The sequence below is a fragment of the Spiroplasma sp. SV19 genome (genome assembly GCF_030060925.1).
Taxonomy (GTDB): Bacteria; Bacillota_I; Bacilli_A; order Mycoplasmatales; family Mycoplasmataceae; genus Spiroplasma.
The window spans coordinates 1,197,177-1,210,372 of record NZ_CP045455.1; the positions used below are offsets into that span (position 1 = coordinate 1,197,177).

The 13,196-nt window shown below is 29.6% G+C and carries 13 protein-coding genes and 6 tRNA genes; 16 read left to right on the forward strand and 3 right to left on the reverse strand.

Features of this window, described 5'->3' with window-relative positions:
• Positions 1 to 10: 10 nt before the first annotated feature.
• Positions 11 to 925 carry a nicotinamide riboside transporter PnuC gene (gene pnuC, locus E7Y35_RS05765; protein WP_283272042.1) on the reverse strand — a complete coding sequence of 305 codons (915 nt, stop codon included), beginning with the start codon at positions 923 to 925 and terminating at the stop codon, positions 11 to 13.
• A 689-nt stretch (positions 926 to 1,614) separates the two neighbouring features.
• On the opposite strand from pnuC, the gene E7Y35_RS05770 reads away from it, so the two are divergent.
• The 9 genes from E7Y35_RS05770 to E7Y35_RS05810 all read left to right on the forward strand — a co-directional run bounded on the left by E7Y35_RS05770 (position 1,615) and on the right by E7Y35_RS05810 (position 3,675).
• Positions 1,615 to 1,690, forward strand: a tRNA-Asn gene (locus E7Y35_RS05770).
• 33 nt (positions 1,691 to 1,723) lie between these two features.
• Positions 1,724 to 1,799: transfer RNA gene (locus E7Y35_RS05775), tRNA-Glu, on the forward strand.
• Positions 1,800 to 1,803: 4 nt separating this feature from the next.
• A tRNA-Val gene (locus E7Y35_RS05780) sits at positions 1,804 to 1,879 on the forward strand.
• A 14-nt stretch (positions 1,880 to 1,893) separates the two neighbouring features.
• Positions 1,894 to 1,969: transfer RNA gene (locus tag E7Y35_RS05785), tRNA-Thr, on the forward strand.
• Between the two features lie 8 nt (positions 1,970 to 1,977).
• A tRNA-Lys gene (locus tag E7Y35_RS05790) sits at positions 1,978 to 2,053 on the forward strand.
• Positions 2,054 to 2,072: 19 nt separating this feature from the next.
• A tRNA-Leu gene (locus tag E7Y35_RS05795) sits at positions 2,073 to 2,157 on the forward strand.
• A gap of 161 nt (positions 2,158 to 2,318) precedes the next feature.
• The gene (locus E7Y35_RS05800; RefSeq protein ID WP_283272043.1) at positions 2,319 to 3,128 is read left to right on the forward strand and encodes a Cof-type HAD-IIB family hydrolase; all 810 of its coding nucleotides are present in this window, start codon (positions 2,319 to 2,321) and stop codon (positions 3,126 to 3,128) included.
• Between the two features lie 55 nt (positions 3,129 to 3,183).
• Positions 3,184 to 3,495: a thioredoxin gene (trxA, locus tag E7Y35_RS05805; RefSeq protein WP_283272044.1), complete on the forward strand. Its 312-nt coding sequence runs from the start codon at positions 3,184 to 3,186 to the stop codon at positions 3,493 to 3,495.
• Between the two features lie 51 nt (positions 3,496 to 3,546).
• Entirely contained in the window at positions 3,547 to 3,675 is a 129-nt protein-coding gene (locus E7Y35_RS05810) for a hypothetical protein (protein ID WP_283272045.1), read from the forward strand.
• A 33-nt stretch (positions 3,676 to 3,708) separates the two neighbouring features.
• On the opposite strand, the gene E7Y35_RS05815 is transcribed toward E7Y35_RS05810, so the two are convergent.
• Together E7Y35_RS05815 and E7Y35_RS05820 are read right to left on the reverse strand one after the other, a co-directional pair.
• Complete coding sequence (locus tag E7Y35_RS05815) at positions 3,709 to 4,125, reverse strand: hypothetical protein (RefSeq protein WP_283272046.1); 417 nt, start codon at positions 4,123 to 4,125, stop codon at positions 3,709 to 3,711.
• 45 nt (positions 4,126 to 4,170) lie between these two features.
• Positions 4,171 to 4,809 (reverse strand): nitroreductase family protein, encoded by a 639-nt coding sequence (locus E7Y35_RS05820; protein ID WP_283272047.1) that lies wholly within the window; start codon positions 4,807 to 4,809, stop codon positions 4,171 to 4,173.
• A 139-nt stretch (positions 4,810 to 4,948) separates the two neighbouring features.
• Here E7Y35_RS05820 and leuS point away from each other — a divergent pair, with 139 nt between their 5' ends.
• The 7 genes from leuS (at position 4,949) to E7Y35_RS05855 (ending at position 13,192) form a co-directional block, all read left to right on the forward strand.
• Positions 4,949 to 7,366 carry a leucine--tRNA ligase gene (leuS, locus tag E7Y35_RS05825; protein ID WP_283272048.1) on the forward strand — a complete coding sequence of 806 codons (2,418 nt, stop codon included), beginning with the start codon at positions 4,949 to 4,951 and terminating at the stop codon, positions 7,364 to 7,366.
• A 41-nt stretch (positions 7,367 to 7,407) separates the two neighbouring features.
• Positions 7,408 to 8,475, forward strand: a complete 1,068-nt coding sequence (locus E7Y35_RS05830; protein ID WP_283272049.1) for a TMEM164 family acyltransferase — start codon at positions 7,408 to 7,410, stop codon at positions 8,473 to 8,475.
• A gap of 98 nt (positions 8,476 to 8,573) precedes the next feature.
• Complete coding sequence (locus E7Y35_RS05835; protein ID WP_283272050.1) at positions 8,574 to 9,377, forward strand: NAD(+)/NADH kinase; 804 nt, start codon at positions 8,574 to 8,576, stop codon at positions 9,375 to 9,377.
• Positions 9,378 to 9,379: 2 nt separating this feature from the next.
• Entirely contained in the window at positions 9,380 to 9,748 is a 369-nt protein-coding gene (locus tag E7Y35_RS05840) for a PTS sugar transporter subunit IIB (protein WP_283272051.1), read from the forward strand.
• A 75-nt stretch (positions 9,749 to 9,823) separates the two neighbouring features.
• Complete coding sequence (locus E7Y35_RS05845) at positions 9,824 to 10,774, forward strand: J domain-containing protein (protein WP_283272052.1); 951 nt, start codon at positions 9,824 to 9,826, stop codon at positions 10,772 to 10,774.
• A gap of 118 nt (positions 10,775 to 10,892) precedes the next feature.
• Positions 10,893 to 11,414 carry a methylated-DNA--[protein]-cysteine S-methyltransferase gene (locus E7Y35_RS05850; RefSeq protein WP_283272053.1) on the forward strand — a complete coding sequence of 174 codons (522 nt, stop codon included), beginning with the start codon at positions 10,893 to 10,895 and terminating at the stop codon, positions 11,412 to 11,414.
• 110 nt (positions 11,415 to 11,524) lie between these two features.
• Positions 11,525 to 13,192 carry a hypothetical protein gene (locus E7Y35_RS05855; protein WP_283272054.1) on the forward strand — a complete coding sequence of 556 codons (1,668 nt, stop codon included), beginning with the start codon at positions 11,525 to 11,527 and terminating at the stop codon, positions 13,190 to 13,192.
• Positions 13,193 to 13,196 lie beyond the last annotated feature (4 nt).

Genomic DNA, 13,196 nt, shown 5'->3' on the forward strand with positions numbered 1-13,196 from the left:
AACAGAATTATTATTCTGTTTTTTCTTTGTTTAAATAACCACTTCAAATTAAAAAACCAATAACTGTATTAACAGTAAAGAAACTCATTTGAATTAACATATTAATATTGATTGATATTGGATGATTAGCACCAATACTATTTATTCCAGCAAACATTGAGAACTGTAAAACATTAGAAATTAATCACAAAATTCATTGCTCTTTTAATCGTAAAAACATTAGAATTGACGCAACAATCGCAATACTATTAGTAATACTATCAAAAACATGTGGAACTGGTTGATATAAATAAGCATAATCTGTTTTAACAATAGCATAATGAAAAGCAGGAATCTCATAGTATCAAGCAACTGTTAAAACAGCACAAGCACTTAGGGCAATTGGTGTTATAATTCATCATTTTGAGGTTCTAATATTTAAAGAAGAATTTTGTTCAAAGACTAATGTTTTTTGTCAAATGTATCATCCAATAAATTGAAAGGGTAAATAAAAAAATAAGTTTAATTGGGCATCACCGGTATAACCAAAATCAAATGCAAATAATCCAAAAGTTGTAACATTAATTAAACCTCAGAAAAAGTTACTCATTTTTCCAAAACTAATTAAAAAAACATTTAAAATACCAGTAAAACTAACTAACCCACTTAAAGAATAAAGAGTTGCGTCGATTCATTTTGGCATATTCCCTAAATAAGGCTTTGGAGTGTTTAGAACATTTACAATACTAAAAAAAGAGGGATTATTATAAGGATCAATAAAATGATTAAAATCAAAAAAAGATAATAATGTCACAATAATTCCAATACATATTAAAAGAATTTTAAAAGTCTTTGGTAATTCTTTAATATCTTTCCAAATTGTCTTTATACCCAGAAAATTAATTGGTCGGGTAATTATGAATCATTTCTGCTGTTTATTTTTCATTTTAGATAACTATCTTAAACTTTCTTTTTGCTTATCTTCTTAAATCTATAAGTATATCTTAACAAAAAAATAATATTTTTGTTATATTTCAATTGAACTTGCTACAATAAAATCAAGAGAAAGTTATAATGATTGTTTTATTTTTTTACAATTTTTTAGTTTTTTTTCTTAAGATAGTTTATGTAATTAGTGTTATTTTATTTATTTGATTCTAATACTTTTAATAAAAATAATAATCAAAAAAAAGTTGTAGGTTGAAGCTGCATTTTTCAATGCGATTAATCATAATTTAACTGAAAATATCTTAAAAGGATTAATTATACAAAGTGATAATGGAGCAGAATTTAGGAGCTGTCAATATAATATAATGTTAAAATATGCAGGAATTAAATTAGCATGTCTCAAATAGGGGTGTCTAAGGATAATTCTTATATTTAATCATTATGAAATATTTATAAAAAAGAGGCATTAGACAAATTGGAATATACGTTTGATGAATTCAAATATCAAACAAATTTATATTTTAATTGATATAATCTTGAAGGATTAACAACATAAAGTTATTATCTAATAAAGTGCCCGAAACAAGGTTTCGCATCAGATTTTATAAAAATTAAAAAAATGGCTAAAAATAGTTGCTTGTTTTTCAATATTTAGTATATAATAAATAAGGCTAAAAAGTATGCCATGCCTAGTTAGCTCAGTCGGTAGAGCACTCGGCTGTTAACCGATCGGTCGCAGGTTCGAGTCCTGCACTAGGCGCCATTATTTTTTTTGACAATTTTTACGAATATTACCGGCCTGTTGGTGAAGCGGTTAACACACATGCCTTTCACGCATGCATTCACGGGTTCAAACCCCGTACAGGTCACCATTTTCGGGTGTTAGCTCAGTTGGGAGAGCGCCTGCCTTACAAGCAGGTGGTCAGCGGTTCAAGTCCGTTACACCCGACCATTTTTTAATTATAGGCTGGCTTAGCTCAACTGGTAGAGCAACTGACTTGTAATCAGTAGGTTGGGAGTTCAATTCTTCTAGCCAGCACCATTGACTTTCTCCTGTTAGCTCAGTTGGTAGAGCATCTGGCTTTTAACCAGTGGGTCAAAGGTTCAAGTCCTTTACAGGAGACCATTTTTTAAAAACCGAATACCCGGGTGTGGCGGAACTGGCAGACGCACCAGACTTAGGATCTGGCGGGGTAACTCGTGGGGGTTCAAGTCCCTTCACCCGGACCATAAAAAGAAACAAAATAACACTTTATAAGTGTTTTTTTATTTTATAAAAATTTTGTTAATTTTAGTGTTTTTCCACTATAATTAATAAAACTATAAAATAATGTCTAATATATATCTTAAATAATTGATTATGCAGTTTTTGGTTAGAAAGAAGGATACAAATGAAAAAAGCAGTTTTTTCAGATTTAGATGGAACTTTATTAAAAGATAATCATCGTTTTAGTAAGTTAACAAAGAAAACCGTTAATTCAGTGCAAAAAAAAGGTATTCCATTTGTTGTAACAACGGGACGATTAGCAAATGATGCCATTCGCCAAGCTCGTAAACTAAAAGTTCATAAATATAATGGTTATGTTTTAGCAAATAATGGGGCAAGTGCATATTCATTTAAAACAAATAGTTTTTTATGAATGATGATTTTTACCACTGCTGAAATTAAAACGCTTTTTCAATTTACTTATCAAAAGTATAAAGTCCATTTTTTTAGTAATAATAGCACTTATGTTTATGAATATGGTGAGAATTCTTATTATTGATCAAAAATAATGCGAACTAAATATAAGGTTATTACTAAACCAGAAGAAATTATTGAAGATATTACCCATGCTAGTGTTATTACTCATCAATCATTAGATGATAATGCTGCTGGTGTGTTAATACAGGAGTTACGACAATTATTACCACAATTAGATATTACACAGTATAATAATCGTGTTTTTGAAATTGCTTGTAAAGGAATTTCAAAAGGGAGTGCATTACAGTTTTTATCACATCATATTGGGATTGACATTAGTCAGACTTATTCATTTGGTGATTCGTATAATGATCTTGAATTAATTCGCCAAGCTGGGGTTGGAATTGCCGTTGGTAATGCAATTGATGAATTAAAAGCTATGGCGAATGAAGTAACTTTGTCAAATCGCGAAGATGGACCAGCAAAATATTTGCAGCAGTTTTTCTTAAAAAAATAGAACTTTTGTGATATGATAAAAAAAGCAAGAAAGTTCAGTAAAGGAGAGAATAAAAATGGCTGTAAATGAAATAAAAACTGTTAATGATTTTGAAAAAGCAATTGCTGACAGTAAATTAACATTAGTTGATTTTTATGCTGATTGATGTGGACCATGTAAAATGATTGCACCAGTAATTAGTGAGTTAGCAAAAGACCGTGGTGATGTTAATTTCATTAAAATTAATGTTGATGAATTGCAAGATCTTGCTCAAAATTATGGAATTTTATCAATTCCAACATTAATTACATTTCAAAATGGAAATGAATTGAAACGAAAAACTGGATTTGTAACCCGTAATGAAATTGAACAAGAATTATTAAGTTAAAATTAGTTGTTAAAGAATTAATAGCAAACTAAAAGAAGAAGGTGAATAAAAATGGCAATGGCAATGAAAAAGCGCCGTCGTTTAATTGCAGCGAAAAAAGCAGCGAAAGCCTTAGCACGAAAAGAAGCTGCAAAAAAAGAGAAAAATAAAGATAACTTAGAAGCAAAAGTTTCAAAATAAAAAAAGAAAATAATAATATTTTCTTTTTTTTATTTACCCTAAAATAGAAAAAATAACAGCCGCAATTAAAGCATAACTAAAATTAATCCCCAGAGTTGTTAGCAGAATAAATCCCTTTTTCTTTAAATACCAAGTATAACCTTCATATTCTGTTTGCAAATGTGAATATTTGGTTATAATATTAAATCCTAAATCCGCTTGTCAGGGTGTTAATTCCTTAGTCTTGCTTAATTTTCGTAATGGATTTCGAACTATAATTCAGTTACTGATAAACATCGTTAGAATAATGACGATTAAAATTCCAAAGAAAATCTGTGATAAATCGCTATTACTTAAGGATAAGACATTTTTATATAATACTAAAGGAATTGTTATTACAATTTGTAGTAATAGAAAAATAACATTACAACTTAAACTAATAATTCAAAAAGTTTTAAGTGTTGTTTTCATGGTTATATTGTAACTTTCTAATCAATTGTGATAGGTGGTTATATTTTAAAAAATAGTAACAAATTCATCTTCTGGAATTCGTAAGCGGGGGAAACTTGTTTCTGCTATGTTATCATCATAATACCCAAAAAGCATTCCTAAGGCTAAATGTCATTTTGTGGTGTCCACAATATTGTGTTCTTTAAAAAATGGAATTGCTTTGACGGGGGTAATCCCTCCCATAATACTTGAACCAATTTTTAAATCAGCGGCTTGCAATGCCATAAAACTAGCAACAATATGTGTTTGTTCGTCTGAAAACATATCTGGACTGGGATAAGTTTTTAAATAATTGCTCATTCCCGTTACATTACTTGTTAGTGCTTCACCTTTAAAAATTCGCCCCATACGTTTTGTTAGAAATTCTTCAGAAGTTAAATAATCTCCGTTTGCCCCCAATAATAATGCTAAAATTGGTGCATCTTTTACTTTTTGTTGGTTTCCTGCCATAAAACAATTTAGTGCTGCTTGTTCTTTTAATTTTTGATCCTTAATAATAATAACTTTGACTGGTTCTAATCCGTTTGAACTGGGCGCTAAAGCACCTGTTGCTAGAATTGTTTTTAAATCAGCATCGTTAACTGTTTTTGTTTTATCATAAATTTTAATTGCTTTTCGAAATTGTGCTGCTTGTTGTACACTCATCGTTTTTTCCTCTACTTTCTTGTTTTACAATAATTTTATTATACGTGAATAAAATTAAATTAATAGTGTTTAAACTGCAAATAAACGATAGGAACAATGTTATAATTAAAAAAGATAAAATTAAGAAGGGATTATAAAAATGGAATTTTCGCATAAGGCAATTGAGCAAAAATGACAACAATATTGAGAAGAGCATCAGACTTTTAAAACAACCAATAACTCTGATAAAAAAGCTTATATTTTAGATATGTTCCCATATCCTTCGGGAGCTGGTTTGCATGTTGGACATCCAAAAGGATATGTCGCAACCGATGTTGTTAGTCGTCTGCGAAAATTACAAGGTTATGATGTCTTACATCCAATTGGATGAGATGCTTTTGGGTTGCCAGCTGAACAATATGCCTTACAAACAGGGAATGATCCTGCTGAATTTACCTTACAAAATATTGCTAATTTTCGTCACCAATTAAAAGCTCTTGGATTTAGTTATGATTATAATAAAGAAGTTAATACTTCTTCACCTGGTTTTTTTAAAACAACACAATTAATTTTTGAATTATTATATCAAAATGGCTTAGCTGAAATGCGTGATGTTGATGTTAATTGGTGTCCTGACTTAGGAACTGTTTTAGCAAATGAAGAAGTTTTAAATATTGATGGCAAAATGGTTTCAGAACGAGGCCATTATCCTGTTTATAAAAAACCAATGCGTCAGTGGGTTTTAAAAATTACTGCTTATGCTGAAAAATTGTTAGAAGGACTTGATGAAGTTGATTGACCAGAATCGGTGAAGGATTTGCAACGTAATTGAATTGGTAAATCAGTTGGCGCTGAAATTAAATTTGCTGTGCAAGATAGTTCAGAAATTATTGAAGTTTTTACAACTCGTGCGGATACTATTTTTGGTGTTGAGTACTTAGTGTTAGCACCAGAACATCCGTTGGTAACAAAATTAACTACATCAGAATATCAAGTAAAAGTAACAGAATTTTTAGCCACAACAAAAGCAAAAAGTGATTTAGAACGACAAGATAATAGTAAAGAAAAAACGGGAATGTTTATTGGTAGTTATGCAATTAATCCTGTTAATAAGAAAGTTGTGCCAATTTGGATTGCTGATTATGTCCTGCCATTTTATGCAACGGGAGCAGTAATGGCTGTTCCTGGTCATGATGAACGTGATTATCTGTTTGCCCTAAAATATCAATTACCAATTAGTTATGTAATTGAAGGTGAGTATCACCAGCAGTTACATAATAAGGATGGGAAACATATTAATTCTGAGTTTTTAAATGGTTTAACAACTAATGAAGCAATTGCAAAGGCAATTGCAGTTTTAACAGAAACAGGTCATGCCACAGCAAAGATAACTTATAAACTTCGCGATTGATTATTTTCACGACAACGTTATTGAGGAGAACCATTTCCAGTTATTCATTGAGAAGATGGTTCAATTAGTTTAGTTGATGAAAAAGAATTACCATTAGAATTACCAAAAATGACAAATATTAAACCTTCGCAAACAGGAGAATCACCACTAGCTAATGCAACCGATTGGTTGACGGTTGTTGATAGTACTGGTAAAAAAGGACGCCGTGAAACTAATACAATGCCGCAATGAGCAGGTAGTTGCTGGTATTACCTGGGATATATTTTAATGGAAAATAATGAAATGCTAGATTTACGGAGTTCAGAAGCCCAAAAATTATTTAAAAAATGGTTACCTGTTGATTTATATGTTGGTGGTCAAGAACATGCTGTTTTACATTTATTATATTCTCGTTTTTGACATAAGTTTTTATATGATCAAAAGTTAGTTCCAACTTCTGAACCATTTTATAAATTAGTTAACCAAGGGATGATTTTGGGTGCTGATGGGACAAAAATGAGTAAATCAAAAGGGAATGTTATTAATCCTGATGATATTATTAAATCACATGGAGCTGATACTTTACGGTTATATGAAATGTTTATGGGTCCAATTGAGGCATCATTGCCGTGGAATCCAAGTGGGTTAGATTCAGCACGGAAATGATTAGACCGTGTTTATCGGCTTGTTAAAAACAATAATTTTACGCAAGTTAATAATCATCAATTAGATTTTATTTATCATAATATGGTTAAAAAGGGCACAGAAATGATTGAAAAACTAAGTTTTAATACTGCTATTTCGCAATTGATGGTTTTTATTAATGCTTGTTATAAAGATGATACCCCAATTTATCAACCATATTTTGAAGGGTTTACGAAAATGCTAAGTCTTTTTGCTCCACATTTAGCAGAAGAAATATGAGTTAATTTACAACAAAAATCATCAATTGCTTTAGCAACTTGACCAAGTTATGAAGAAAAATATTTGCAAAAAAAAGAAGTTGTAATTGCCGTTCAAGTTAATGGTAAATTACGTGCTAAATTAGAAGTTGCCGTTGATACTTCGGAAGGGGACTTGCTAGCCTTGGCAAAAACAAACCCGAATGTTCAGGGTTTTTTAAGGGGTCATCAAATTGTGAAGGAAATTGTTATTAAAAACAAAATTGTTAATTTTGTTGTAAAATAAGATTACAAAATTATTTTAGGTAAAGGAGAAAAGGGAAGAAGATGAAATTTGTTCGTTCTAGTGATGGACCATGAGGTTTTTTTGACCCAGCAGGTTCATATGTACCAGGGGCAGATTGAACTGACCAGTGATTTTTTAAAGGACATAGTTATATTTTCCAATTAGTGGGAATTGCTATTTTTGTTTTAATTATTGGCTCATTATTTTTTTGCAGAAAATATTATGCTAAAACTGTTAATTGAAAATGATTTCGAATTTCAATTGGAGTTTATCAAATTGCCACTTATTTTTTAACTTATGCCATTTGGGTATCATACTTAGCAATTGTTTTAAAAACGGAGTGAATTTGAGGCCCGGTTGGTCCGTCACAAGTTCGTGGTTTAAGTGAATTAATGCCATTACATTTATGTAGTATTCACCAATTATTATCGGGATTTATTTTAATTTTTCCTAGTCGGAAATTTTTTGAAGTTGTTGCCCCATCAGCAATTATTTTGCCAATTTTAGCAATTATTAGCCCTGTTAATGGATATTGAAGTTTGGACAATTTCTTTTATTATAATTACTTTATTTTACATACCTTAATTATTTTTGCTTATTTATATGTTTATAAATATGGTTTAGTTGGTCGTCCTTATAGTGGTTTATTGTTTAAATGACAATTATTATGATTAACATTGTTTTCGATTGTGACGGTAATTTGAGATTGAATTTTTAAAACCAACCAGTTATTTGTTGGTCCAAGTAGTGGTGAACCATGAAACAATGGTGGATTTAATGTTGGCGGTTGAAATACAAACTTTATTGGGGCAAAATATATGTGGCCATTTGCCTGATTGCCAATGTTTATTTTAGGAATTGTAATGATTTCTATTACCCATATCTTGTTATTTTATATTCCACAAAGTTTCTTATACAATATGAAAACAAAAGAACTAATAGCCGTTCCGCGTGGTTCATGTAATAAGTTTCGAACAAAACAAGGATTAACTTATATTGGTTTTACTTTTACTTATATTTTTTGACCAGATAATAAAATTCACCATCATTTAAATCACACTAATTTATTACAGTTTACCGATGTTGAATTATTAACTCTTTCACGTTAAAATAGTCTGGTTTTCTGACTATTTTTTAATTAATAAGATTTACCATTTAAAATAAAGGTATAATATAACTAATTGCTAAGAAAAGGTGGATGATAACAATGTTTAAATATGCAATTATTGCAAATGATTATCAAGAATCAACCAAATTGGTTAGTAAAATAACAAAAACACTGCAGAATTATCGCTTAGAAGAAGATATTGTTAATCCCGAATATGTATTTGTGATTGGTGGTGATGGTACTTTATTACGGGCTGTTAATGAGTTTCAAGATATTATTGATGAGGTTTGTTTTATTGTTATTAAGTCGGGATCATTAGGTTTTTATGCTAATTATGATGAAAACACATATCCGCGGGCAATTAATGCAATTATTAAGGATACAGTTCGAATTCGCCAAATGCCCTTATTAGAAATTAAATATAACAATAATATTATTCGCTATGCTTTAAATGAAGCTAAAGTTGTTGACCATGTTAAAACAATTCGTACTGATATTTATGTGAATGATGATTTGTTAGAACATTTTCGTGGGAGTGGTTTAGTATTTGCAACAAAAACGGGGTCAACTGGTTATATGCGGGCAATTAATGGGTCAATTATTGCGGCAAGTATGACAACGTTATGACAGTTGAAAGAAATTGCCCCGGTTGCTAATTCAACATTTTCAACAATTAATGCTTCAATTATTTTGGACCAAGAACAAGTTGTTCGTTTAGCGGGTGAATTAGTTGGAAAAAGTTTAGTCATTGATACTTATGAGTCAGAAATTTTAAGTTCGCAAATAGAATTAAAAATTAGTCAAAAAACATTAAATTTATTTTATGATGAAGAAAATAATTTGAGTATGATTGCTAAAATGAAGATGTTATTTGCCCATTGTAATAATAGAAGGGATGATTAGAGATGCGCGCAGAATATATCATTATTATTGTTGTCGCGATGATTTTAATGTTATTATTTATTTTAATGATGGTTTTTCGCAAAAAGATTTTTAATTTTCAAAAAATCTTAATTCCAAAGCAAAAAATCTCTTTTTCGGTGAATGATCTAATCACGATTTTAGGTACAGTTGATAATATTATTATGGTTAAAGCAACATTGACACGGTTACGAGTAACAGTAAAAGATTTAGAAGAAGTTGATTTTGAATTATTAAAAACCAAATTTAAATTGAAACATATTGATACTGTTTTACAAACAGTAATTATGCCATTTGGTAATATTAGTTTAGCTGTTAAAATTGAAATTGATAAAGTGATGAAAAAAGAATAGTAGTTTTTACTGTTATAGTATTTGGCTAATAAAATAGGGTTAATGTAATTTTTATAAAAAGGAGAAAATATCACGATGACTTGAGTAATTATAGTTTTAGTACTTGTTGGTTTTTCTTTAGTGGGGGCTTTAATTCGTTTTTGTTTTCGAAAAGCAAAATATCATTTTAAAAATGAGGAATATACTACTAATGGTAAAAAACAAGCTGATAAAAATTATGACCTTATGATGACTATTATTAGTGAAGATGAGTCAATAGCCAAATATTTGTTACCATTACCACGTTATGTTGATACTACAATTTCAAACTATCAAATTGATTTTAATTTAGGATTATTTATGTCTGATTATTGAGAATTAATTCATTATTTAAATAAAACAACAGATCCAATTGCCAATGATATTTTTGTGGAATATTTTACGACAATTAATGAAGAATTAAATAATTTGTTAACTGAAGTTATTAGTAATAATATTGAACCATTAGCCACTGTGTTTGTTGCATTATATGGTCAAGAAGCATGAGATAAATCTTTTGTTGAGTATTTTTTAAAACCATATGTATTATTAACTCGCAAGATGTTAGCAACTCAATTAATTCCAGATAGTTTTGCAATTTTGCAACAAATTAAATTTTATTTACGATGAAAAGATCGCCAAATTTTTAATGAGTTAGAAGCAGTTTTTTCTGCTGCTTTAAATGAACATCTTACTTTGGTAAATGAGATTTATCAAGAGTTTATTCAAAAATTAGAAATTGATTTTAATACTTTTTTTGATTCACAAACATGGGAAAACTTTGAGCAACCAACTTCAACAGCATCAGAATTAGAAGAATTATACCAATTGTTTGGGTTAGATTCATCGGCTTCAAGCAGTGATATTAAACGAGCATATCGTCAGTTAGCAAAAAAATATCATCCTGATTTAAATAAGAGTTTTGATAGTGAAGAACTAATGCGCAAAATTAATGATGGGTATGAGAAATTATTAGCTAATCACCAGCAAGAAGAAGCTGAAACTTAAAATTTATTAGTTGCAAATTATTTTCACTAAAATTAAGAGTATAATTTTATTAACTTAAAAAACAAAACAATTTATTTTAATATAACAAACAGTTATAGTTAGAAAGGGAACAATAAAGATGGCTACGCAAAAAGTAATAAAATGATACTATACTAATTTAAAATTTAATAATTGAGATTTATATCTTGCTGTTTCTGACCAAGGGGTTACTTTTATTGGTTCTAATCATAAGGGTTTTAGTGAGTTAGAATATTGACAGAAGAAAAAAGGGGCAAATATTATATTAGTTCCTGACCAAGAAGATAAAACAGCAGCAGTAGTTACGCAACTGACAGAATATTTAGCAGGAAAACGAACAACTTTTACCTTGCCGTGTGATTTTATTGGCACATTGTTTCAGCAAAAAGTTTGACGAGAGGTTGTTAAAATCCCCTATGGAACAACAGCTTGTTATTCTGATATTGCCCAAAAAATTGGTCATCCGCGGGCTGTGCGGGCTGTTGGTACTGCAATTGGGAATAATTCAATGACAATTATTGTACCATGTCACCGTGTGCTTGGTAAGAATAATGCTTTACGAGGTTATCGGGGTGGTTTGGAAATGAAAGCATCATTGTTACAATTAGAAAACATTTGATAATTTGTAATACTATTTTATTTTATTTTGTTATTTTTTTGCTAAAATGAAGAAGTATATTATTTTAACTACAGTAATATTTAGGACCCATTAATATTAAAAGGAGAAAAACTATGAAAAAATTTCAGACAATAATAAGTAGTTTATTAGTGTTTAGTTCAATTAGTACAGCATTAATTCCCACTACTAGTTTTATTATTCAAACAGGAGCATATAAAGAGCGAATATCTGGTTCAAATAATGTTGATGATTATGTTTATTCTGGTTATTTATTACGTTATTTTATTTACAAATCTTCAAATATTAGTGAAAATGAAACGGTTGAAAAATTAGAAGAAAATATTATTAATAATAAAGCCATCATTTATCCAACAATAAATAATACAAATGTTACGAGCCAAAATGTGAACGTATTTGAAACAGCATTAATGGCATCAATTGTGAATATTAGTATTTATGGAATGACTAGTTGAAAAGAGTTTTTTGCTGAGGCATATTCAAAATGGATTACAACTCCAGATGCTATGAAAAATAAGAGTTGAGAAATTTTAAATAATTTTTTTGTAGATATTTATCCGCATTTGCAGAGTAAGGTTTTTGGCGCAAGACCACAAACCTTGCAAGAAAGTTTAAAGTATATTAATGAGTATTTTACTAATTCGACTTTATCAACGCATCCAGCAGTTTATAATACAAAGCTAGATATAAAACCAACTGATGCGGTTAATTTACAATATCAATCACCTGGTTTTGGTACAAAATTTGGATTACAACAAGCAATTCCAAATGTTCCTGATTTTTGACAGATGAGTTATACCTATAATGCTCTTTCAGTAAGTTTATTAATGTGACAAACAAAAGCTGCTAATGATGTTGAAAATGATGTTATTAAATTTGATGGTAACATCTTACAAAATTATATTATTAATTTTAATGGTAATGATTTATCAGCTGGTTTAGCAAATATGATGAATGATTCATATACTAAAGCATCACAGACATCATTGCAAAAATATGAGGATTTTGTCAAACAAGCGACACAAAGTCACTATTCATCATTTGATAAGTTAGATAGTGAATTAAAAAATGTAACCAAATATGAAACACTTGATTATCAAACGGGTAGCACCATTTTCTTAAAAGATAGTGTTACGGCAATGCAAAATTATTATGAATGAAAAGACAGTACTGTTAACACTTTTAAACAACAACTTTTAAATTTGTTTAATATTACGTATACAATAACGGGTAATAATTTTAAATATTTTTTAGCGGGCTTCTTATTTTCACCAAATGCTCCATTAATTGGTCAAAAAGGCGAGACTGCGGCTTACACTGCCTATAATTTTAAGAGAGATAAAAATACGAGTCAGATTTTATCAACTTCGGAAGCTTTTATTGTGTTTTCGGCAAAAGGGTTTAATAATTATGTAAAATATGGTATTAGTCAAGAGTATCAAATGGGATGATGAAGTTCACCAAATATTTTTTGTACATTAGATCATGAAATGGGGCATGCTGTTGATATTTATTATGGAATGATAGAATCAGCGCGGAACGATGCACCAAGTAAATTTAGTAAAATTTTAAATAGCTCGGGAATTAGAGGCGAATATCGTGGTAATGTTTTTGGCTATGATAGTATTGTGAATTATAATAAAAAAGCCAGTGCTATGAAAATGGCGTTACTTATTATTTTTGGTGTTTTTTGTGCCAGCATCATTATTGCTATTATTTGAAGTGCTGTTCGTAGAAAAACAATTCGGAAAAAAACAGAGTAATAAA